Source organism: Pseudomonas sp. GW822-FHT02G04 (assembly GCF_058802085.1).
In genome coordinates this window covers 1-21,809 of sequence record NZ_JBXANU010000046.1, presented here as the reverse complement: position 1 = coordinate 21,809, position 21,809 = coordinate 1, and the positions used below count along the sequence as shown (strand labels likewise).

Below are 21,809 nucleotides of genomic sequence, written 5' to 3'. Positions count from 1 at the left end.
CCCCCCCCCCCCCCCCCCCCCCCCCCCCCCCCCCCCCCCAACCCTGGCTCCTACGGGTCCGATTTGCCCTTAACTTATTAGCGCCTATCCAGACCAACACCCCTCGCTGATGAGCCCGGCGCCACCGTTGTGAACTATTCTTTCCCAAGTGGGCACCTTCAATGACGCCCACAGGGAATTGATATGAATCAAGGCCCAAGAGACTTTAGGGGAGGAATCTGGGCTAAAGCCGGTTTTTTGACCTGGCGAAAACGCCATCGCTGTCCGGAGTCAGATCATGAGCCAGTATCAACGGTTATTACTGATCATCAACCCGCTCCTGCGCCAGTCTCCCGCGCTCAACCATGCCGCTGCCGTGGCCAAGGCCAGTGGGGCGAGTTTGCATATTGCTGCGCTGATCCCCTCGCTGGACATTCTGTCGTTGCTCGAAGAAGGCGACCGGAAAGTGGCTCGGGCGAGCTACCTGCAGGAACACCGCGACTGGCTCAAGGAACAGGCGCAAAAGATGCAGGGCAGGGGGATCGAGGTGACAACCGAGGTCGCCTGGGCCGACAACATGCGCCAGGACATCCTTGATCACGTCACGGAAATGCACCCCGATCTGTTGATCAAGCAAGTCCAGCATGAGCCCGTGCTCAAGCGCGCGTTCTTTACGCCGCTGGACTGGCGTTTGTTGCGCCATTGTCCGGTGCCGGTCTATCTGGTGGGTGCCCAAAGCCATGCCTTGCCACAGAAGGTGGTGGCCGCGGTTGATGTTGTCGATACCGAGCCTTCGAACAGCGAACTCAATGACCGGATCATCCTGCAGGCGTCCGCCCTTGCGCTGCAATGCAATGCCGAGTTGCATCTGCTGTACGCATGTGACATTCCGGCCGCTTTTCTGGCGGATCTGGGGGGTGGCCTGACGCTATCGGAGCTTACCCGGGAACTGCGCAAGGATCTGGAAACCTCGTTCCTCAAATTGGCCGCCCGATTCGGCGTGCCCGCTGAATGTCGGCATTTCATCACGGGGCATCCGGTGTCGGCGCTGAGTGAGTTCGCCCACGAACACCAGATAGATGTGATCGTGATGGGCAGAACACAGTACGGCAGCCTGGAGAAACTGCTCGGCAGTACGACCGAACATATTCTGTATCAGGTGCCTTGCAGCGTTCTGGCGGTGTAGTCGCGAGCATCCTTAGCGAAATTGACTTGCCCGTTTTGGGGCTCCCGCCCCAGGGAGGTTTTCAGATGAATCACAGTCCTTCATTGCAAACCATCTTGCGTGACCGGGTTGATGCCGGCCAAAGCCTGGTGGAACCGTTGCTTAAATACGCGAAAAGAGCCGATGTCATCGTCCTCGCCTTGCCCCGTGGCGGTGTGCCGGTCGCCTATGAAGTGGCCACGGCCCTGGAGGTTCGCCTGGACCTGATGCTGGTTCGCAAGCTGGGCGTGCCGTCCCACCAGGAATTCGCCATGGGCGCCATCGCCAGCGGTGGCATTCAAATCGTCAATGACGATGCGCTGCGGGCTAACGGCATCGATCAACGTACGCTCGATGTTGTGGTGGCGAAGGAAACGCAGGAAATGCTGCGTCGCGAGCGGGTATACCGGGCATCCCGCGAGCCTCTGGCGCTCAAGGAACAAGTGGTGATTCTGATCGATGACGGCCTGGCGACAGGGGCCACGATGATGGCCGCGATACAGGCCGTGCGCCTGCAAGCGCCGTCTCGCATTGTCGTTGCCGTGCCGGTCGCCCCCATGGAAACGGCAGAGGCGCTGCGCGACGAAGTGGACGAGTTGATTTGTCCGCTCATCCCCGATTGGCTGATATCGATCGGCCATTGGTACAGGGACTTTACTCAGACGTCGGACGAAGAAGTCATGGATCTTTTACATCGGGCCTGGCAGAGAGAATCAGCGATGAAATGAGGCAAACTGCTGGCCCCCCGATCTTCTGTTCGTTGTCAAACTTGCTTTCTTTTCAGCAGGTTAGGCATTAGCGATATGCGGACTTTGATAGGGATGACTGCAACGTTTGTCCTGGTGGCTATCTCGCTTGGGGCCCAGGCAAAGGAACTGAACAAGAACTCTCGCTATGTATGCAGCTGGGGCTCGGAAATCGCCGAGGGCGCGCAAGCTTCGAAACTTTCCGGGCTCACGCTTTACGGGGCACGCAAGCAGCTGCAATCGCGCAAGTTTCCCCGGCCGTGGATGCGCATGACGGCCATGGGCATCACGGAGCAAACCTACAACAGCCCTTCACGTCTCAAGCCTGCCGGCATCAAGCAAACGTATTACGAGCAATGCATCCGGCATGAGTTGGCGCAACGGTAATCCTTGCGCACCGAATACGGGCGGGGTTGGTGGTTCAAGGTGCCTTCGGACTAAGACGCTGTCTCGCCGCCCCGCGGCTGACTCTCGCCATACCGTACGCCGGCCCGAAGCGCATGACGAAGCTTCAGGGCCGGGCGCTCAACGTAGTAGTACGAAACGACGCTCAACAGGAGCGACAGGGTCAACACTGCCGCTACGATGTGCCCATCGTAGGCAACTGGCCAGAAGGCGCGCAGGAAGTACATCACCACAAAGTGATTCAGAAACACGCCATAGCTGATGTTCCCGAGGAACTCGTCAACCCGGTGAAACCTGAGTTTTGTCAGCAGGTACACGGCGGGTACCCCCAATGCGATGCCGACGCTCACCTCCGCATTGAACGGGCGGCGCTCAATCAATCCGGCCATGATTGCCGTAAACATTAAGGCCGCCGCCACGGTTGTGCCCGCAGCGATCGCCAAACCCTTCGCCTGTGGCTTGTACAGGTAGCTGCCGCACAGAAACATGAACAGGACGCCGGGCAATAGCCGGTAGCCGTACAGGTCGGTGTTGATGTAGCCAAGGCACGCGGCCATGAAAACGGCAACAGACAGGACAAACGCAACGCCCCGTGCCTTGTAAAGGATCAGGAAAGGGATCACCAGGTAGAAGCACATCTCCAGCCCCAGCGACCAGGCCGGCGGCAAGATCTGCGACCCGGCCGCCCCGAACATGTAAAAGCCAAGAGGCACGATAGGAAGGCTCGCGGCGATATTCCTGAACGTCAGATCGGCCGCTTGCGGTGTGCCGGGCAGCAGGAAATAGATCACCGCGCAGGATATGAAGAAGTAGAACAGGAACTGGGGGTAAAGCCTCAAGGCCCTGTCCATGTAGAACAGGCGGACTTTCTCCAACGCCTTGTAGTTGCGCTCGATCAGCGAGGTCATCACGAAACCGCTGATAATCAGGAAGGAAATCACGGCAATCACGCCGGGGTTTAGTCCCGCGAACGTCTTGCCCATATGAGAAACGGCCACCAGAACGGCCAACAGTAGACGATAAGCCCCCACTCACACCCCAAGCGTCTTTATAGTTATGGCGCGTAAATTACGATGCTTTGCCGCCGCAGGACAGGTTTTTCGCTAACAATGAGGTGGAACTCGCGGCATCCGCGGTTCACAACCCCCATCCCTCCCGCACAGCCTTGCGAATCCCCTCCAGCAACATCGCAAACGCCGGGTTGTCATTGTTCTCGCGCCAGATCAAATGCAGCTCGCTTTGCACACCTTCCCCCAGATCGATATCGCGGAATACCACGTTCTTGAACACCACGCTGGTGGCGCAACGCGGCACCAGGGCCAGGCCCATGCCGGCGTTGACCAGCGCCAGGATCGTCAGTGATGAGCCGAGCCACTGTACGTATTCCGGAGCAACGCGGGCCGAGCGGAGCATGCCGGTCAGCAGTTCGTTGAACGGCGGATAGGCCGCATGGGAGTACATGAGGAACGGTTGTGCATCCAGGTCTTTGACGGACACGGTTTGTGCGCTGGCCAGCCGATGGTTGCTGGGCACGGCCAGCACAAAGGGTTCACGCACCAGGCATTCAGTGGCATAACCCGGCTCCAGCAACGGCGCACGGACGATGCCCAGGTCGATACGGCGCGCGCGAAGGGCTTCGTGCTGCTGATAGGTGTTCATTTCCGACAGGTCGATTTTGACCTGAGGCTGTTTGAGCCGTGCTTCGGCGATGACCTTGGGCAGGAATTCGTACACCGCGCTGCCGACAAAGCTGATGTTGACCGAACCGATATCGCCTTCGGCGAAGCGCCGGGCAGTGATGGCTGCTTGCTGAGCGCGCTCCAGCAGGTTCTGGGCTTCGATGAAGAAGGCGCGGCCGGCGGCGGTCAGGGCGACGCTGCGGGTGCTGCGGGTGAACAACTCGACGCCCAGGTGATGCTCCAATAGTTGAATCTGCCGACTGAGGGGCGGCTGGGTCATGTTCAACCGTTCGGCGGCCCGGCGGAAGTTGAGTTCGGTGGCGACGGTGGTGAAGCAGCGCAGTTGCGTCAGTTCGAACATTGATCTAATCCAGGTATCAATCGAGTGCCAAGTTAGATTAGACGGGATCAATAGGCGCGTCCATGATCGGTTCTCCCCTAAAAAAACAATGAACGGGAGTCGCCCCTTGAATAACCATCAGAGTCCGCCGGACCCGACCGTCCTTGCCCGAGCAGCGGCCAAGGTCAAACGTCATGTGCTGCCGCTGTTCGTGGTGATGTTCATCGTCAACTACATCGACCGGGTCAACATCGGCTTCGTACGCAGCCACCTGGAAACCGACCTGGGCATTGGCGCTGCGGCCTATGGCTTGGGGGCCGGGCTGTTTTTCATCGGTTACGCGATCTTCGAAGTGCCTTCCAATATGTTGCTGCAACGCTACGGTGCCCGCGCCTGGCTGACGCGCATCATGTTCACCTGGGGCGCGGCGGCGATGGCCATGGCCTTCGTACGCGGCGAAACCAGCTTCTATGTGCTGCGCTTCATTCTCGGCGCCGCCGAGGCGGGGTTTTTCCCCGGCATCATTTATTACTTCACCCAATGGCTACCGTCGACCGAACGGGGCAAGGCCATGGCGGTCTTCCTCAGCGGTTCGGCTATTGCGTCGGTGATTTCCGGTCCGGTGTCCGGCGCGCTGCTGCACGTCAACGGTCTGAGCCTGCATGGCTGGCAGTGGATGTTCCTGATTGAAGGCTTTGCTTCCATCGTGCTCTGTGGGTTCGTCTGGTTCTGGCTGCAATCCCATCCACGCGAGGCGAAATGGTTGAGCGCCGAAGAAAAGGACGCACTGATAAGCGCCATCGCCCTGGAACAGCAGGCTCGCGAAGCTGTGCAGACGGTCAAACCGTCGATGTTCAAATTGCTCGCCGACAAGCAAATCGCGCTGTTCTGCTTCATCTACTTTTCCATCGCCCTGACGATTTATGGCGCCACGTTCTGGCTGCCGAGCATGATCAAGAAGATGGGCAACCTGGGCGACTTCCAGGTCGGCCTGTTCAACTCGATCCCGTGGATCATTTCCATCCTGGCGATGTACGGCTTCGCTGCCATGGCCAGCAAATGGAAATACCAGCAAGCCTGGGTGGCCGTGACGCTGGTGATTGCCGCGTTTGGCATGTTCATGTCCACCACCGGCGGGCCGATCTTCGCCTTCGTCGCCATCTGTTTCGCAGCCATCGGTTTCAAAGCGGCTTCGGCGTTGTTCTGGCCAATTCCCCAAGGCTATCTGGATGCGCGTATCGCGGCGGCGGTAATCGCCTTGATCAACTCCATCGGCAACCTCGGCGGTTTCGTCGCACCGACCGCGTTCGGTTTCCTGGAGCAGACCACCGGTTCCATCGAAGGCGGTTTGTACGGCCTGGCGGCGACCTCGCTGGTGGCGGCCGTGGTGATCTTTTTTGCCCGCACGGCACCCCGTGGTGATACGCACCGTTCGCTCACCGGTAAACCGGTCGAAGCCGTGGCGCCGAAAAATGCAGCAGCGAAAAATTCTGTCAGTCATCAAGCCTTGAATGCCAAGCCAAAGGGAGCCGCCTCTTGAAAATCAAACGAGTCACCGTCACCCCCATCGCCTTCCGTGATCCGCCGTTGCTCAATGCCAGCGGTATTCACGAACCCTTCGCGCTGCGCTCGATCATCGAGATCGAGAGCGACAATGGCTACATCGGCCTGGGCGAAAGCTACGGCGACGCGCCGGCGCTGGCGATCCAGCAGCAACTGCAAGATCAGTTGATCGGCCTCGACCCGTTCAACCTCAACCAGTTGCGCGCCATCGTGCAGACCACCGTCGCGGCGAACAAAACCCAGAGCATTGCCGGTGCGGAACTGGCCCCCGGTTCCCATGCCAGCAAAGCGGTGAGCAACGCCTATTCGGCGTTCGAAGTGGCGTTTCTCGATCTACAGGCGCACGCGTTGAACGTGCCGCTGGTGGACCTGCTGGGTGGGGCGATTCGCGATGAAATTCCGTTCAGCGCCTATCTGTTCTTCAAGTACGCGCAACACATCGACGCACCGTACAAACCAGACAACTGGGGCGAAGCGCTGAACGAAGAACAGATCGTCGCCCAGGCCCGACGCATGATCGAGGCCTACGGTTTCAAGAGCATCAAGCTCAAGGCCGGCACACTGCCGCCGGAGCACGAAGTGTCGTGCATCAAAGCGCTGAAAAAGGCCTTTCCCGGTTACCCGCTGCGCATCGACCCGAACGGCAACTGGTCGCTGGAAACCTCGATCCGCATGGCGGAACTGCTGGGCGACGACCTGCAATATTACGAAGACCCGACGCCAGGTCTCGACGGCATGGCCGAGCTGCACAAACGCACCGGTCTGCCGCTGGCGACCAATATGGTGGTCACAGATTTTGATGAGTTCCGCCGCAGCGTAGCGCTGAACAGCGTGCAGATCGTGCTCGCCGACCATCACTACTGGGGCGGCCTGCGCGACACCCAGGCGCTGGCGAAAATGTGCGACACCTTCGGCCTTGGCGTGTCCATGCATTCCAACTCGCACCTGGGCATCAGCCTGATGGCCATGGCGCACGTCGCCGCTTCGGTGCCCAATCTCGATTACGCCTGCGACACCCATTACCCCTGGCAGGAACCTGACGAAGAAGTGATCAAGGGCGGCAAACTGCCGATCGTTGATGGCTGCGTGAAAATCACCCGTGCGCCTGGCCTGGGCCTTGAGCTGGATCACGATCAATTGGCCAGGCTGCACGATCAATACCTGACTTGCGGCATTCGCCAGCGCGATGACGTGAAGCAGATGCAGCGTTACAAGCCGGAGTGGAAGACGGTCAAGCCGCGGTTTTGATTTCGCACTCGGCCCCGTTGATGCAGCATCAGTGGGGCCGTACCGCAACACGGTCAACGGGATCTACCTGCAGCTGAACTACACGTTCTGATCCTGACGTGTTTCACTGGGGCTCTGAAGCCAAGGATCTCTTCCATTGCGATACGACCTCACGAGCCTGGACCTCTTCATCACCGTTGCACAGGAGCGCAATCTGACCCGTGCCGCCAGGATCAAGCACCTGGCGGTATCGGCGATCAGCAAGCGGATTACCGAGCTGGAAGCGCAGGTCGGCTCGCCGCTGTTGATTCGAAATGCCCGTGGTGTCGAACTGACGCCGGCAGGGCAGTCGATGCTGTTTTACGCGCGGCAGTTGAAGCAGACGCTAGAACAACTCGACAACGAATTAGGGGATTACGCGACCGGGGTCAAAGGCCATGTGCGGATTCATGCCATTACCTCGGCGCTGTCGCAGTTTCTGCCGGACGATGTGGCCGGATTCGTTGCGCTGTATCCGCAGATCAAATTCGATATCGAAGAGCGGGTCGGTTCCGCCGTGATCCGCGCGGTGGCGGATGGGCGTGCCGACCTCGGCATCATTGCCGTGCAGACCGCGGCGCAAGGCCTGGAGACGCTGCCTTATCGCAACGACGAACTGACCCTGGCGGTGCCGGCCGACCACGCACTGGCCTCCCGCAAGTCGGTGCGATTCAAGGAAGTGCTGGAGCATGAGTTTGTCGGGCCACACCTGGAAAGCTCGATGCATACGTTGCTCACCAGCGAAGCGGAAAAGCTCGGCATGGCACTCAAGCTGCGGATCCGCATCAGCAGTTTCGACTGCATGTGCCGGATGGTTTCTTCCGGCCTCGGCCTGGCCGTGCTGCCGCGCAGCGTGATCAAGCAGTATTTGCGCAGCCACAAGTTGAAGGCAGTGACGTTGGACGAGCCTTGGGCGCAGCGCTCATTAATGCTGACATTCAAGAAGTACGACGCCGCGTCCCCGACCTTGAAGACCCTCATCGATCATCTGAGATTACCGACGGATGAGTAAGCTCCAGCGTTCTCCGATGGAGAACGCTGCCGTGGTAATTCATCAATTTTCATCATCTTCCTCAGCTCCTACCATCGGCTTATCAGCGGTGTTGTTCGGCTAGTTCCGACCTCCGCGACAACGATAAAAAGCCGAGCGATATGAGCATGACCGAGCCTGCCTGCGACCTTCTCACCGACCTGGTCATCGACCATGAGTCATTCGTCTACGTCGATTTGCACAAGATGCTGTCGCCCGTTCAGGTCGCCAGGCTTCCCTATTCGATCCGCATCCTGTTGGAGAACGTGGCCCGCTGCACGCCAGAGGCGCTGCCTTCGGTGCTTGCCCGGGCCATCGGCCAAGGCCCTGATTGCGAGGTGCCGTTTCAGCCCAACCGCTTGATGTTCCATGACACCACCTGCTTGCCCGCGCTGGCCGATTTCGCCGGCATGCGTGATGTGGTCGCGGAGCTGGGCGGCGACCCGAGCGCGATGAACCCGCTGATTCCCGCAGTGCTGACCATCGATCACTCGGTGATTGTGGAGCGTTATGCCGAAGCCGATGCGGTGGAAAAGAACCTGGACATCGACTTTCGCCGTAACAGCGAGCGCTACCGGTTTATCAAGTGGGCACAGAAGAGCCTCGACAACTTCGGCGTGATCCCGCCAGGCACCGGCATCATCCATCAGATGAACATGGAGGCGCTGGCGCAGGTGGTCTGGGAAAGCGAAACGGACGATGGTCAACGCCTGATCCATCCCGACGATATGGTCGCCACCGACAGCCATACTCCGATGATCAACGCGATCGGTGTGCTCGGGTGGGGTGTCGGCGGTCTGGAAGGGCAAGCGGCGATGGTGGGTGAACCGGTGCCGATCAGTTTCCCCAAGGTCATCGGAATTCGGCTGACCAACGTCATGCGCCCGGGTGTAACGGCCACCGATCTGTCCCTGCACGTTGCCGAAATCCTGCGCAAGCGTTCGGTAGTGGGTAAATTCGTCGAGTTCACCGGGCCTGGTCTGTCCACCCTGAGTTGGGCGGCGCGGGGGACGGTGTCCAACATGGCGCCCGAGTATGGCGCTACGGTGGTTTTCTTCCCGTTCGACAACGAAACGCTGGCGTACCTTGAGTTGACAGGACGCTCGCCGGAGTTGCGCGAGAAAGTGGTCAGCTACATGAATGCCCAGCCATTCTGGCGTCGGGATGACCTGCAAGAACCGCAGTTCGACGAATTGATCGAGCTGGATCTGGCGAGCATCGAACCCAGCGTCGCCGGCCCCCATCAGCCTCATCAGCGACAGAAACTTTCCGACGCGGCGGCCTCGTTTCGTAACGAGGTGATGGGCGGTGCCAACCTGATCGCCGGGCCTGCCGAACAGACCTTCTTCGAGCCTTCATTCTTTGAACCGATCACCCACGGCGCGGTGGTCATGGCCGCCATCACCAGTTGCACCAACACCGCCAACCCGGCGCAGATGATTCAGGCCGGGCTGCTGGCCCGCAATGCCCGCGCACAGGGCCTCAAGCGCAAGCCATGGGTCAAGACTTCGCTGTCACCCGGCTCCCAAGTGGTGGCGGATTACCTTAAAGAGGCCGACTTGCTCGAGGATTTTTCGGCACTGGGCTTCGACCTCGCCGGGTTCGGCTGCATGACCTGCATCGGCAACTCGGGGACGCTCGAAGCGCATGTCGAAGCGTTCGCCGATCAAGGGCTCAAGGGCGTCGTGGTGTTGTCCGGCAATCGTAATTTCGAAGGCCGGGTAAACCCTAAAGTCCCGGCAGGTTACCTGGCATCGCCGGCACTGTGTGTGGCCTATGCCATCGCCGGCACCATCGATATCGACCTGGATACGCAACCGTTAGGGCGAAGCCGCGACGGCAAACCGGTGTACCTGCGCGATCTGCTACCGAGCGATGTCGATGTCGCGGCCCAGGTAATTGAGGTGGTCAAACCGGCGTTTTTCCAGCAGCGCCTGGCGACGGTCTGGGAGGGTACCCATCACTGGCAAGCGTTGTCGGCCGAAGGCAGCGTGCAGTTTGCGTGGAGCCCTCAATCGACCTACTTGCGCCGTCCTCAATACCTGGCGGACATCCAGGCCGAGCCGAAAACCAGCCTGGCCATCAACGGTGCCCGAGTGCTGATGGTGCTGGGCGACAACGTCACCACCGACCATATTTCCCCGGCGGGCGCCATTCCGGCCAACAGCCTGGCCGGTCAATGGCTGCTGGAGCGGGGCGAGGATCCGCAGGATCTCAACCAATACTCCACGCGCCGCAGCAACCATGAAGTCATGCTGCGCGGTGCGTTCACCAACCGATCAGTGAAGAACCTGTTGCTGGGCGACGATCAGCCCAGCCCGGGTGGCTGGGCGTGGAATGCCGATCACAGCGAGTGCTTGCCGCTGTATATGGCCGCCAAGAGCTATGCCGAACAACGGCTGCCGATGGTGATGTTCGCGGGCATCAACTACGGGGCCGGCTCAAGCCGTGACTGGGCCGCCAAGGCGCAGGCGCTGCTGGGCGTGAGAGCGGTGGTGGCTCGCAGTATCGAGCGGATTCACCGCAGCAACCTGATCGGCATGGGCGTGATTCCGTTGCAGTTCAAGCCGGGGCAGTCGGTCGATGACCTGAACCTGAAAGGCGACGAGCACTTCGATTTCCTCGGCCTCGACGACCTTCAGGTTGGCGACAACACCGTGACCTTGATCGTTCACCGCGCAGCGGGGGATCGGCAACAGGTCGAACTGGCGGTACGCATCGACTCGTTGCAGGAGATTCGCTACCTGATCAACGGCGGCGTTCTGCCCTACGTGATCCGCAAAGTGGTGAAGCGCACACGCCACTGACTTGACCGCTGGTCCCGATCCCGGGGCCAGGTATTTGCGATTAACAATAATAAGGAACAGCCATCATGCAATGCGACGATAAAGACGCAGGCACACCCGAACCTGAAATTTCGTTTTCCGAGCCAACGCTCAATGGCGCGACCCGCCGTACGTTACTCAAACAGATGGGCGCCATCGCCGGTGCATCGCTGCTGGGGTCACTGTTGCCGGTCGGTTTTGCTCACGCCGATCTTTCAAATAAAAAATCATCTGTTACGCGGAGAACAACCCCTATGTACGCCTATGTCGGGTCGCGCACGACCAAGGAGCGAAAGGCCCGTGGTGAGGGCATCAGTGTCTACAAAGTGGATCAGGAGGAAGGCACGCTGGCTCTGGTTCAGGTGGTCAAAGACTTGGTGAACCCGTCTTTCCTGGCGCTCAACCGCGCCTGTGACCGGCTGTATACCGTGCACGGTGACATGAGCGATGTCAGTGCCTTCAGCATCGACAAGAGCACCGGCAAGCTGACGTTCATCAATCGGCAAAGCTGTGAAGGCAAGAACCCTGTTCACTTGGCCCTGGACCCGAGCGAACGCTTTCTGGTGGTCTCCAACCACATCACCGGCTCCCTGGCATTGCTGAATGTGGGCGAGGACGGCGCGCTGGGTACACTCAATCAATTGCTCAAACTTGAAGGCCCGACCGGCCCGCACCGTGTCGAGCAGCAGTTTTCCAAGCCGCATTTCAACCCGTTCGATCACACCGGCCATTTTGTGCTGGTGCCGGACAAAGGCCTGGACCGGGTGTTCAGTTTCCGCTTCGACAACGGCACGCTCGTGCCCGCCGATCAACCGTTCGTGACCACGCGCGAAGGAGCAGGCCCACGGCATCTGGCCTTGCATCCGACGGCACCGTTCGCCTATGTGGTCAACGAACTGGATTCGACGGTGACGACCTATGGTTTCAATGCGAAGGACGGTTCGTTGAAGCCGCTGCAAGTGGTGACGTCGCTACCGTCGACGTTCACCGGCAACAGCCGCGCCTCCGAAATCGAGGTGGATCGCAGCGGTCGCTTTGTCTATGCCTCTAACCGTGGCTACGACAGCGTGGCGGTGTTTGCCATCGATCCGCGCACGGGTACGTTGAGCCCGGTGGAGTTCATGCCCACCGATGGCAAGACACCGCGCTTCTTTACGCTCACACCCAACGAGCGTTTCCTCTTCGCGCTCAACGAAGACAGTGACACCATCATCTCCATGGCCGTGGATCCGCAAACAGGCGGGCTGAGCAAGACAGGCTTTTCGGTGTCGACCGGTAGCCCGGTGTGTATGGTTTTTTCTGCCTGATTAAAGCCGGATTTATAAAAACGACAGAAGCAAGCCCGGGCTTGCTTCAAGTGAGATCGCCATGAACAACAATAATGCGCTCGACGAAACCGCGATTGTCCGCAAGGTCACGCTCCGCATCATCCCTTTCGTTTTTCTGCTCTACATCGTTTCTTATCTGGACCGCGCCAACATTGGCTATGCCGCGTTGCAAATGAACAAGGAACTGGCGCTGTCCAGCGAGGCCTTCGGGTTCATCTCGGGGATTTTCTTCATCGGCTATTTCCTGTTTGAAGTGCCGAGCAACGTCATGCTCAACAAGTTTGGTGCCAGGGTCTGGATTGCCCGGATCCTGGTGACCTGGGGGTGCATCGCCGCCATGACCGCGTTCGCGCAAACGGCCAATCAGCTTTATATCCTGCGGTTTTTCCTCGGGGTGGCAGAGGCCGGTTTCTTCCCGGGGATCATCGTCTACCTGACGTTCTGGTTCCGTTCCAAGGAGCTGGCGACCACTGTTGCGTTGTTCACGGCGGCGATTCCGGTGAGCTACATCATCGGTGCACCACTGAGCACCTGGATCATGGACAACATTGGCTGGCTGAACTGGAGCGGCTGGCGCTGGATGCTGTTTCTCGAAGGTATTCCGGCGGTGTTGCTGGGGATCGCCTGTTATTTCTTCCTGACCGACAAACCCGAACAGGCCAAATGGCTCAAGCCCGAAGAGAAGGAATGGCTGCTCGCCGAGCTTGAACGAGACCGTCGCAGCCGCAAAAACGTCAAGACCTTGAGCGTCTACAAAACGATGATTCACCCCAAGGTTCTGTACCTGGCGTTCATCTATTTTGTGTATCAGTGCGGCAGCCTCGGCATCGGTTACTGGATGCCGCAGATCATCAAGAGTTTCTCCGAGTCACTGTCGCATACGCAGATCGGTTTGATTGCCATGCTGCCTTACATCGTGGCCACGGCGACCATGGTCCTGTGGTCGCGCAGCTCCGATCGGCGCAACGAACGCAAGCTTCACTCGGCCATTCCCTTGCTGGTTGCTGCATTGGGTCTGGTCGGTGCCGGGGTGCTGGCTAACCCGTATGTGGCGATGACGATGATTTGCCTTGCGTTGTCCGGGCTCTACAGCTTCAAATCGCCGTTCTGGGCGCTGCCGACGCTGTTTCTGGATCGCTCGACGGCAGCGGTGTCGATCGCCGTGATCAACTCAATCGGCAACCTCGGCGGTTTCGTCGGGCCATCGCTGATCGGCATGGTCAAGGGCAACAGCCAGAGCGCCGCTAATGGTCTGTTGTTTCTCAGCGCGCTGTTGCTGGCGGGTTTTCTGATGACGCTGTTCATGCGGGTGACCAACAGAGAGGTCTCGCCAACCGTAGCGGTCGCCAGTGAAGCCAGGGTCGACTGATGGCTTTCCATGCCTTGCCGCTTTGGCAAGGCCTGACCTCAATTTCTTGTTTCGGAGCAAATGATGAGTGCTGTTTCCCCTGCGGTTCTTGATGACCTGGCGCCCGGTGGCGTGCTGCATGCGGCGATCAATTACGGTAATCCGGTGTTGGCGCAGCAGGGCCAGGATGGATCGCCCCAGGGTGTCTCCGTGGCGTTGGCAAAGGCTCTGGCGCAAGAGTTGGGCGCGCGGCTGGAAATGATCACGTTCGATGCCGCCGGCAAGGTGTTTGCCGCGCTGGAGGAGGGCGTATGGAACATCGCGTTCCTCGCCATCGAGCCGGTGCGTGAACAACAGATCGCGTTCAGCGAGCCCTATGTGATCATTGAAGGCACTTATCTGGTGGCGGCCGATTCGGCTTATACGGCGGTCGATGATCTGGATCGGCCAGGATTGCGCCTGGCGGTTGGCAAGGGTGCGGCCTACGACCTGTTCCTGAGTCGTACCCTGAAGCAGGCGCAACTGGAGCGGGCAGAAACGTCCGCCGCCGCCGTCGACCTGTTTTTCGACAAAGGCCTGGATGCCGCGGCGGGCGTGCGCCAACCGCTGGAAAAGGTCGCCGCCGCCGATCCACGCTATCGGGTTCTCGAAGGCGCTTTCACCGCCATCCGTCAGGCGATGGCTGTCCCTCGCCATCGTGAAGCGGGGGCGGCCTATGTGAGGGCGTTCGTCGAGCGCAAGAAGGCCGAAGGCTTTGTCCATGCGGCCTTGCTTGAGAGCGGTCAAGCCGATGTCACTGTGGCGCCGTAGCTTTACAGCGTTCCTTGACTTACCGGCATTAGTCCGAAGCCTCGCGAAACCGTTTCTCAATGCAATCTGCAAACGGATAGAACGAAAACCAGGGCCTGGCTTCGTCGATCACCCGCAGGAATGACGGTCGCTGTATCAACCGGTCGAAATAGGCGCTCAGGTGCTGGTAGTCGTCGGGGAACGGCACCAGTGTGCAGGCATAGAACAGCGCCGGGGCGGCGGCACAATCGGCCAGGCTGAAATCCGGGCTGGCCACCCAGATTCTGGACGCCATACGTCGCTCGAGCATGCTGTACGCCGTCGCAAGCGTGGCCCGTTCTCTGGTCAAATCACCGTTGGTCGCGTGTAGCCGATCACTGACAATCTGTTGGACCGGCGTTTGTAGATAATTGTCGAAAAACCGGTCCCATAACCGCACCTCCAGCGCGGTCTCCCAATCATCCGGCACCAGGCGCTGTGCACCTGGATACAGTCGATCCAGGTACTCGATGATGACGCTGGACTCCGGCAGATTACGTTGACGAGCATGATCGCGAAGTACCGGGAATTTACCGATCGGCCACAATGCCTGCAGCTCTGCGCGGTCGGCGGCGTCCGTGAGATCGATGATTCTTCTGTCGAACTCGATGCCGTTTTCGTAGAGCGCGATGAGCACTTTGTGGCAGTACGAAGCCAGCGGATGGTAATAAAGCGTTAGCGACATTTTTCAACTCCTCGTTGGGCAGATGAAAAGGCTGGGGCAATCAACAAGCATAGGCTGATGCCAGCGGAGCGTCTGGGCAGCCACTTTCAAGCTTGCGAGCTTGCACATGGAAGAATTCCTGCTTAACTGGAAACCGCTGGTCGGGTTGTGACTCATTGGTCATAGCGTTCATCTCAGCGCCCTTGTACCGTTGTCGCTGGTTTGTGCTGTCAGGCTTACCCGGAGGAAGCCGGATAGTCGACCACGCTGTGTGCCTGGTCCAATTTGTTCAAGGAATAGAATGAAATGATGCCGAAAACTGCCATCGTCGAGATTGGTAAGAAGTACAAGGTTTATACCGAGCACTATCTCAACGCCGCCGCTGACAAGACGATCATTCTGGTCAATGGCTCGCTGGCAACGACCGCATCCTTTGCGCAAACGGTGCGTTACCTGCGGCCACGATTCAATGTGGTCCTCTACGATCAGCCCTACGCCGGTCAATCGAAACAACACAACCTGCATGACCAACCGATCCGCAAGGAAGACGAGGCTGCAATCCTGCTGGAATTGATCGAGCACTTTCACGCGCAGCATGTATTGTCCTTTTCCTGGGGCGGGGCAGCGACCTTGGTTGCGCTGGCCCAGCGGCCGCGCTTGATCGAAAAGGCGGTGATCAGTTCATTCGCCGCACGGATCAACACGCCGATGCGTGAGTATCTGGAGAGCGGCCGGCACTTTCTCCATGCCTGCGATCGTCGTAACGTCGGGCGTTTGATCAACAGCACGATCGGCAAGCACCTGCCGTCGCTGTTCAAGCGTTTCAATGAACGCCATGTCAGCAGCCTGGACGAACACGAATACCGGCAGATGCATTTTCACGTCAATGAGGTACTGACCCAGGACACCCACTGCTACGTGTCTTGTGCCGATGCCATCGAAGTCCCGTTGCTGTTTATCAACGGTGAGAGGGATGAGTACACCTCGGTGGAAGACGCGCGTCTGTTTGCGGCGCATACCCGCAAGGCGCAGTTTCAGACCATCGAGAACGCCGGGCACTTCCTCGACATGGAACACCCCACGGCCTGGCATGACACGCAGCGGGCCTTGCTGGGCTTTCTGCAGCCACCAGCCGTGAGGACGCCGAGCCAGCCACGCAACCTGGCGTTCAGCGGCAAGTCGTCAGTGATTCCGCCCCTGCAATCAGCTAACTGGCTGCGGCCTTAACTGACGCAGCAACTCGATCTGATCCGCAGGGACCCGCGTGCGCAGGGCTTTATACAGTGCGCGGGTCTCTAGCAGGTTCCAGACCCGCAGCATGGTTTCCAGGGCGTCCAATGGCTTGCTGATGAAGTCTTTTGCGCCCAGGGCCAGCGTGCGCAGCCGGGTATCGCGGGTGGCGTCGGCGGTGAGCACGAGGATCGGCAGGTATTCGCCAGTCGGGATGCGTCGGTTGAGCTGTTCAAGTACGGCAAAGCCGTCGAACTCCGGCATGTGCAGATCGAGAATGACCAGGTCCGGCTCGAAGCTGTTGAACAGGTCCAGGGTTCGCAGCGGCTGGGTGCTGCTCAGTACATTGGTCAGCCCTTCGCGGACCAGCAATTGTTCCATCAAATCGAGGTTGGGTCGTTGGTCGTCGATGATCAGAATGCGCAGGTCGGTGTTCACACGGGCTCCGGTAGGTGCTGGTCAAGATGGGCGAGGAATGAAGGAATGTGAATCGGCTTGGTCAGCACCGCGGTCGCTCCTGCTGCCAGCAAGGCCTGGTGAGTGAGGTCGCTGGCATCGGCGGTGATCATCAGCACAGGTGTGGCGCGGGTGCTGGAGGACAGACGCAAGCGTTGCAGAACGTTGAAACCATCAAGATCCGGCAGCGCCACGTCCAGCAAAATCAGCTGTGGTGCGTGTTGCCGGGCCAGGTCCAGGCCCATTTGTCCCTGCATGCTTGAGAGCAACTGGATGTGCGGCCGTCGTTGCAGCAGGGTTTCGATCAGGGCCAGACTCGACAGATTGTCTTCGATGCACAGCACTTTGCCCTGGTAATCGGGGGCGGCGAGGGTGGGCGTTGCCGTTGGCGGGCTGATCAGTGCCGCAGGTGGCTCAGTGGTTGACTGCAAGCGCTCGAAGGGCAGCTCCAGGGTGAAGCTGGAGCCGTTGCCGGGCTGGCTTTTGACGGTCAGGCTACCGTTCATCATTTCCAGCAAACTCTTGCTCAACGCCAGGCCGAGGCCCGTGCCTTCCACGTTCGGGTCGGTCTCCAGGCGCTCGAACGGCTTGAACAGTTGGTCCTGACGATCAGCTGCAATGCCCTTGCCGGTATCGCAGACCGATACAGCAATGCGTTGTTGATGAACCCTGACCTCAATGTGCACCTGGCCCTGGGGCCGGTTGTATTTGATCGCGTTGGACAACAGGTTCAGCAGCACCTGAACCAGGCGTTGCCGATCGGCGACGATCCCGCTGTCGGCGGCCAGTATCGGCAGTTCGACCAGTTGAATGCCGGCGTCGCAGGCCATGGGCGACACCAGCGTCAGGGCTTCTTGCAGCACCACCGCCAAGGGTACGGCTTCAACGTTAAGTGGCAGCCGCCCGGCTTCGATTTTGGCGATGTCCAGCACTTCGTTGATCAGGGTCAGCAGGTGTTGCCCGGCCCGCAGGATGTGACCGATCTGCGCCCGCTGCCCTTTGGGCGAATCCATATCCAGCAGTTGCGCGAAGCCGAGAATCGAGTTGAGCGGAGTACGCAGTTCGTGGCTCATGCGCGACAGAAACTCGCTTTTGGCGCGGCTGGCGCGCTCCGCTTCTTCCCGTGCGGTACTTAGCGCGATCTCGGCGGCACGGCGATCGGTGATGTCGCGGGTGATCTTGGAGAACCCGCGCAGGGCGCCACTGCTGTCGTACTGCGCGGTAATCACCACACTGGCCCAGAAGCGGCTGCCATCCTTGCGGCAACGCCAGGCCTCTTCCATGTAATGACCATTGCGCGTGGCCTCGCGCAGCGCCATGTCGGGATGCTGCGGACATTCTTGCGGCAGATAAAAAACCGAGAAATGCTGGCCGACGATCTCCTGTTCGGTGTAGCCCTTGATCCGTTCGGCGCCGGCATTCCAACTGGTGACGAAGCCTCGTGTGTCGAGGGCGAAAATACCGTAGTCCTTCACCCCGTCGATGATCAGCCGCAAGCGCTCTTCGTTGTCGCGCAAGGCCCGTTCACGTTCGGCCAATAACAGCCCGGCCTCGACCAAGCGCGTGCCCAATTGACCGATCTCATCGTTCTCCGGCGGTTGCGGCAATAACGGCTGACCGAGTGCCAGCCGTTGGGCGTTGCCCTGAACTTGCTGCACCCGGGCGACGATGCCTTTGGACAGAAACAGCACCGCGACAATGGCGCCGAACAGCCCGCAAACGGCGGCCAGCAAGGTGGAGAACAACAGGCGTTGTCGAGTGGAGGCCGCCGCTGCGGTGCGCTCGGCCAGCAAGGTGTCCTCAAGCGTGCGCATGGCGCTGATGCGTTCGCGTAATTCGTCGAGGACATGTTTGTTGTTGATCAGGATCGTGGTGATCGACTCTGGGGTTGCATTGCGATCATCGAGCAGTTCAACCAGACCTTCGACCTTGGTGTCGATCAGCGGCGTGATCGCCTCCAGATGTTTACGCACCCGCTGATCGCGAACGTTGCGGTCGAGCCGCTGCAGGGCCGATTCGATCAAGGGCTTGGCCTGTCGGTAACCCGGCAGGAAATCCTCGCGATGGGTCAGCAGATAGCCGCGCACGCTGGCGGCGGCCTCGGCGAGCAGGGTGTGCACCGCCTGAATATCGCCTTGCACCAGCAGCACGCGGCGCACGTCTTCTTCCGCGCGCGCGGTCTGCCGTTCGGTGGTGTAGATCAGCACCAGCGAGAGCAACAGAATCACCAACGGCAGGGAAATCACCACGAGGGCTTTGCCGCGTAACGGCAGATCGGCCCAGCGGCGGGCGTTTGAAGCTTTCATGATTGGGTCACCAGACCCAGCGCAATGCCACGGACAGCAGCCTGGGTGCGGTCGGCGGCGCCGAGTTTGCCGATAACCCGCTCCACGTGGGCTTTGGCCGTGCCGGTGGTGATGCCGAGTTTTTCGCCGATTTCACGGTTGCTCATGCCGCTGGCCACCAGCCCCAGCACCTGGCGTTCCCGTGGAGTCAAGGTGACGGGGGCGGCGCCGCTGGCGTTGCGCTCGGTCAGGCGGCGCAGCAACTGCGCGCTGACAGAACTGTTGAGGGCTTGCTCGCCGGCGGCGACACGTTGCAAAGCGTCGATCACTTCGTGGCGGCTGGCATCCTTGAGCAGATAGCCCACGGCGCCGGCGTTCATGGCGGCCTCAAGGTGATCGGGGCTGTCGTCCATGGTGAACATCATCACTTTCAGGCTCGGCAGGCGCTCTTGAAGCAGGCGTGCCGCGCCCAGCCCGTTGAGCACCGGCATGCGGATGTCGAGAATCACGATGTCGGGCAAAAGCCGTTCACATAAATCCAGTGCTTCCTGGCCATTGCACGCTTGGCCGACCACTTCGAATTGCGTCAGGCCGGCGAGCAACGAGACGAAGCCGGTGCGCGTGACTTCATGATCGTCCGCGACCACCAGTCGTATAGCGTCAGTCATTGATGGGTTCCATTCAGGCCAGAGGGGACGGTGGCGCGCAGTTGCGTTCCGCCGTGCGCGTGGCTGATGCAGGTGAATTCGCCGCCCAGCAGGCTCGCGCGTTCCTGCATCGCGGCAAGCCCCAGGTGCCGGGCGCCGCAGGTGTCGAGGGGTTGTTCCATGGCAAAGCCCTGGCCGTTGTCGTCCACCCGCAGCGAGGCTTGTCCTTCATGCAGTTGCAGCGCCAGCACGACGTGGCTGGCCTGCGCATGTTTGAGAATATTGTTGATGCCTTCCTGGGCAATCCTGAACAGGGCGATTTCCACCTGGCTGGGCAAACGGGCTTCGCAACGCACATTCCAGTTCACTTTGATCCCCGCTTCGCGCAGGCGATCCGCCTCTTTGTCGACCGCTTTCAGCAAGCCAAAGTCGTCGAGCACCGTCGGGCGCAGGCCTCGGATCAATTGCCGGCCTTCACCGACGCAATGCTGGGCCAGTGCAAGAATCGTCTGTAAGTCTGCACCGAGTTCGTCGGGCAATGGCGGGCAGCGACCGGCAAAACCTTGCAGGCGCTGATGCAACCCGGCGAGGGTTTGTGCCAGGCCGTCGTGCAGGTCGTAGGCCATGCGTTTGCGTTCGTCTTCCTGTGCCCGGAACAGTCGGTGGACCAGATCGGACATGGTGCGCTCGCGGGTCACCAATGCGTCGAGCAAGCGCTGGTTTTCCAGGTGCGCGGCGAGCAGGGTGGCGAGCAGTTGCAGGGATTCGAGGTCTTCGGTGTCCGGTGCGCTGATGCTGACGCTGTTGGCCAGCACCAACGCACCGAAGGCGGCACCATTGCCACCGCGTAAAGGCACCCGCAACACATTGGGCAAATCCGCGCTCGGTTGTTCCTGCCATTGCGGTGCGCACATCGCGGTGTCGGCGAGGTGTTCGAGGCTGTGCAAACGATCACGGCTGCCTTGACTGGCGGTGGTCCTGACCTGCGCATCCACGTCCCATTCCAGCAGTAGCGCATGGTCCATCGCCAGGAAGGCGCAGGCCCGTTGCAGCACCCGTTGGCGCATGGCCTCGGGAGCCAGTTGTGTCAGTTCCTGGCCGGTATCCACCAGCAGCCGCAGCCGCGCGGCGCGACTTTGCGATTGCCGATACTGGGTACGAATGGCCAGGGCGCTACCGGGGTCATGATCAGGGTTTTGCATGGGCAGGTTCCGGCACGGGCACGCCCGTTCGGGCAGGGGCGTCATTAAACCTTGTTAACGGGGCAGGGCGCTATCTGCCGAATGGCATAGGCAAATGGCTCCGGTTGGCCGATGGCGGGCCGCGTTCCGGGCGGCACAGTGTGCCCATCGACCATCATTGGAATAGCGCAATGAAATTCAAGACCTCAACCATCGCCCTGTTGTTCGCCCTGACCGCCCCGTTGGCTCAGGCGTTGGAAGCGGTGCCTTACGTTTACAGCAGCGTGGCGCAGCAACCGACCAACGTGAAGGATCGTGAAATCGCCGCCCTGTTTGACCATTGGAACAGCGCGTTGAAGAGCGGCAATGTTCAGAGCGTGGTCGACCTGTATGCGCCGAACGCGGTGCTGCAACCGACGGTTTCCAATCAGGTGCGCACCACGCCGGCACAGATCAAGGACTACTTCGATCACTTCATGGCGCTCAAGCCGGTAGGCCAGATCAACTTCCGTGAGATCCGCCCATTGGGCGCCAACGTGGCCATGGACAGTGGCGTCTACACCTTTACGTTGACCGAAGCCGATGGCAAGACCCGTCAGGTGCAGGCGCGCTACACCTTTGTTTATGAGCAGGTGGGCGGTCAGTGGAAGATTCTCAACCACCACTCTTCGGCGATGCCGCAACCGCAGGTGTTGCACGCGGGGAAATAAAAAGAGGATGTGCCAGACCGACACGGCCCACTGTAGGAGCGAGGCTTGCCCGCGAAGGCGTTCTCAAGTACGCCAAAAGCTTCGCGGGCAAGCCT

Annotated in this window: 19 protein-coding genes; 12 read left to right on the top strand and 7 right to left on the bottom strand. The window is 60.0% G+C overall.

Annotation, left to right across the window (positions count from 1 at the left end; all coding sequences use genetic code 11):
• Positions 1-277: 277 nt before the first annotated feature.
• From AC1RO5_RS30450 to AC1RO5_RS30440, 3 genes are all read left to right on the top strand, one after another.
• Positions 278-1,165 (top strand): universal stress protein, encoded by an 888-nt coding sequence (locus tag AC1RO5_RS30450; protein ID WP_493179442.1) that lies wholly within the window; start codon positions 278-280, stop codon positions 1,163-1,165.
• A gap of 65 nt (positions 1,166-1,230) precedes the next feature.
• Positions 1,231-1,911 carry a phosphoribosyltransferase gene (locus AC1RO5_RS30445; protein ID WP_493179441.1) on the top strand — a complete coding sequence of 227 codons (681 nt, stop codon included), beginning with the start codon at positions 1,231-1,233 and terminating at the stop codon, positions 1,909-1,911.
• A 75-nt stretch (positions 1,912-1,986) separates the two neighbouring features.
• On the top strand, positions 1,987-2,316 hold the full coding sequence (locus tag AC1RO5_RS30440; RefSeq protein WP_493179440.1) for a hypothetical protein: 330 nt from the start codon (positions 1,987-1,989) through the stop codon (positions 2,314-2,316).
• A 50-nt stretch (positions 2,317-2,366) separates the two neighbouring features.
• On the opposite strand, the gene AC1RO5_RS30435 is transcribed toward AC1RO5_RS30440, so the two are convergent.
• Both AC1RO5_RS30435 and AC1RO5_RS30430 read right to left on the bottom strand, forming a co-directional pair.
• Positions 2,367-3,365 (bottom strand): acyltransferase family protein, encoded by a 999-nt coding sequence (locus AC1RO5_RS30435; protein ID WP_493179438.1) that lies wholly within the window; start codon positions 3,363-3,365, stop codon positions 2,367-2,369.
• A 106-nt stretch (positions 3,366-3,471) separates the two neighbouring features.
• Positions 3,472-4,374 (bottom strand): LysR family transcriptional regulator, encoded by a 903-nt coding sequence (locus tag AC1RO5_RS30430; protein ID WP_493179437.1) that lies wholly within the window; start codon positions 4,372-4,374, stop codon positions 3,472-3,474.
• Between the two features lie 106 nt (positions 4,375-4,480).
• Here AC1RO5_RS30430 and AC1RO5_RS30425 point away from each other — a divergent pair, with 106 nt between their 5' ends.
• From AC1RO5_RS30425 to AC1RO5_RS30395, 7 genes are all read left to right on the top strand, one after another.
• Complete coding sequence (locus AC1RO5_RS30425; protein ID WP_493179435.1) at positions 4,481-5,893, top strand: MFS transporter; 1,413 nt, start codon at positions 4,481-4,483, stop codon at positions 5,891-5,893.
• Positions 5,890-7,164, top strand: a complete 1,275-nt coding sequence (locus AC1RO5_RS30420; RefSeq protein WP_493179433.1) for a glucarate dehydratase family protein — start codon at positions 5,890-5,892, stop codon at positions 7,162-7,164. The genes AC1RO5_RS30425 and AC1RO5_RS30420 overlap by 4 nt, the downstream gene beginning before the upstream one ends.
• Positions 7,165-7,300: 136 nt before the next feature.
• Complete coding sequence (locus AC1RO5_RS30415; protein WP_493179431.1) at positions 7,301-8,194, top strand: LysR family transcriptional regulator; 894 nt, start codon at positions 7,301-7,303, stop codon at positions 8,192-8,194.
• Positions 8,195-8,340: 146 nt separating this feature from the next.
• Positions 8,341-11,019: an aconitate hydratase AcnA gene (gene acnA / locus AC1RO5_RS30410; protein WP_493179430.1), complete on the top strand. Its 2,679-nt coding sequence runs from the start codon at positions 8,341-8,343 to the stop codon at positions 11,017-11,019.
• Between the two features lie 272 nt (positions 11,020-11,291).
• Positions 11,292-12,344: a lactonase family protein gene (locus AC1RO5_RS30405; protein ID WP_493179443.1), complete on the top strand. Its 1,053-nt coding sequence runs from the start codon at positions 11,292-11,294 to the stop codon at positions 12,342-12,344.
• A gap of 61 nt (positions 12,345-12,405) precedes the next feature.
• Positions 12,406-13,734, top strand: a complete 1,329-nt coding sequence (locus AC1RO5_RS30400; protein ID WP_493179428.1) for an MFS transporter — start codon at positions 12,406-12,408, stop codon at positions 13,732-13,734.
• Positions 13,735-13,797: 63 nt separating this feature from the next.
• On the top strand, positions 13,798-14,523 hold the full coding sequence (locus AC1RO5_RS30395) for a transporter substrate-binding domain-containing protein (RefSeq protein ID WP_493179426.1): 726 nt from the start codon (positions 13,798-13,800) through the stop codon (positions 14,521-14,523).
• Between the two features lie 28 nt (positions 14,524-14,551).
• Here the strand turns inward: AC1RO5_RS30395 and AC1RO5_RS30390 are convergent, their stop codons facing one another.
• Positions 14,552-15,226 (bottom strand): glutathione S-transferase family protein, encoded by a 675-nt coding sequence (locus AC1RO5_RS30390; protein WP_493179425.1) that lies wholly within the window; start codon positions 15,224-15,226, stop codon positions 14,552-14,554.
• A 285-nt stretch (positions 15,227-15,511) separates the two neighbouring features.
• On the opposite strand from AC1RO5_RS30390, the gene AC1RO5_RS30385 reads away from it, so the two are divergent.
• On the top strand, positions 15,512-16,432 hold the full coding sequence (locus AC1RO5_RS30385) for an alpha/beta fold hydrolase (RefSeq protein WP_493179423.1): 921 nt from the start codon (positions 15,512-15,514) through the stop codon (positions 16,430-16,432).
• Here the strand turns inward: AC1RO5_RS30385 and AC1RO5_RS30380 are convergent.
• Genes AC1RO5_RS30380 through AC1RO5_RS30365 form a run of 4 tightly spaced genes read right to left on the bottom strand, consistent with a single transcriptional unit; the run spans position 16,409 to position 21,025 of the window.
• Positions 16,409-16,873 (bottom strand): response regulator, encoded by a 465-nt coding sequence (locus AC1RO5_RS30380; protein WP_493179421.1) that lies wholly within the window; start codon positions 16,871-16,873, stop codon positions 16,409-16,411. The genes AC1RO5_RS30385 and AC1RO5_RS30380 overlap by 24 nt on opposite strands.
• Positions 16,870-19,197 carry an ATP-binding protein gene (locus tag AC1RO5_RS30375; protein WP_493179419.1) on the bottom strand — a complete coding sequence of 776 codons (2,328 nt, stop codon included), beginning with the start codon at positions 19,195-19,197 and terminating at the stop codon, positions 16,870-16,872. The genes AC1RO5_RS30380 and AC1RO5_RS30375 overlap by 4 nt, the downstream gene beginning before the upstream one ends.
• Complete coding sequence (locus AC1RO5_RS30370; protein ID WP_258673926.1) at positions 19,194-19,844, bottom strand: response regulator; 651 nt, start codon at positions 19,842-19,844, stop codon at positions 19,194-19,196. The genes AC1RO5_RS30375 and AC1RO5_RS30370 overlap by 4 nt, the downstream gene beginning before the upstream one ends.
• Positions 19,841-21,025, bottom strand: coding sequence for a sensor histidine kinase (locus AC1RO5_RS30365; RefSeq protein ID WP_493179417.1), 1,185 nt, complete (start codon positions 21,023-21,025; stop codon positions 19,841-19,843). Before AC1RO5_RS30365 ends, AC1RO5_RS30370 begins: the two co-directional genes overlap by 4 nt.
• 170 nt (positions 21,026-21,195) lie before the next feature.
• On the opposite strand from AC1RO5_RS30365, the gene AC1RO5_RS30360 reads away from it, so the two are divergent.
• Positions 21,196-21,714, top strand: coding sequence for an SgcJ/EcaC family oxidoreductase (locus AC1RO5_RS30360; protein WP_493179415.1), 519 nt, complete (start codon positions 21,196-21,198; stop codon positions 21,712-21,714).
• Positions 21,715-21,809 lie beyond the last annotated feature (95 nt).

Excerpts from the sequence above, each read along its gene's own strand:
- AC1RO5_RS30440 (WP_493179440.1), top strand. The coding sequence starts at position 1,987 with ATGCGGACTTTGATAGGGATGACTGCAACGTTTGTCCTGGTGGCTATC.
- AC1RO5_RS30375 (WP_493179419.1), bottom strand. The coding sequence starts at position 19,197 with ATGAAAGCTTCAAACGCCCGCCGCTGGGCCGATCTGCCGTTACGCGGC.
- AC1RO5_RS30430 (WP_493179437.1), bottom strand. The coding sequence starts at position 4,374 with ATGTTCGAACTGACGCAACTGCGCTGCTTCACCACCGTCGCCACCGAA.
- AC1RO5_RS30445 (WP_493179441.1), top strand. The coding sequence starts at position 1,231 with ATGAATCACAGTCCTTCATTGCAAACCATCTTGCGTGACCGGGTTGAT.
- AC1RO5_RS30405 (WP_493179443.1), top strand. The coding sequence starts at position 11,292 with ATGTACGCCTATGTCGGGTCGCGCACGACCAAGGAGCGAAAGGCCCGT.
- AC1RO5_RS30385 (WP_493179423.1), top strand. The coding sequence starts at position 15,512 with ATGATGCCGAAAACTGCCATCGTCGAGATTGGTAAGAAGTACAAGGTT.
- acnA (WP_493179430.1), top strand. The coding sequence starts at position 8,341 with ATGACCGAGCCTGCCTGCGACCTTCTCACCGACCTGGTCATCGACCAT.
- AC1RO5_RS30450 (WP_493179442.1), top strand. The coding sequence starts at position 278 with ATGAGCCAGTATCAACGGTTATTACTGATCATCAACCCGCTCCTGCGC.
- AC1RO5_RS30370 (WP_258673926.1), bottom strand. The coding sequence starts at position 19,844 with ATGACTGACGCTATACGACTGGTGGTCGCGGACGATCATGAAGTCACG.
- AC1RO5_RS30390 (WP_493179425.1), bottom strand. The coding sequence starts at position 15,226 with ATGTCGCTAACGCTTTATTACCATCCGCTGGCTTCGTACTGCCACAAA.
- AC1RO5_RS30365 (WP_493179417.1), bottom strand. The coding sequence starts at position 21,025 with ATGCAAAACCCTGATCATGACCCCGGTAGCGCCCTGGCCATTCGTACC.
- AC1RO5_RS30400 (WP_493179428.1), top strand. The coding sequence starts at position 12,406 with ATGAACAACAATAATGCGCTCGACGAAACCGCGATTGTCCGCAAGGTC.
- AC1RO5_RS30360 (WP_493179415.1), top strand. The coding sequence starts at position 21,196 with ATGAAATTCAAGACCTCAACCATCGCCCTGTTGTTCGCCCTGACCGCC.
- AC1RO5_RS30395 (WP_493179426.1), top strand. The coding sequence starts at position 13,798 with ATGAGTGCTGTTTCCCCTGCGGTTCTTGATGACCTGGCGCCCGGTGGC.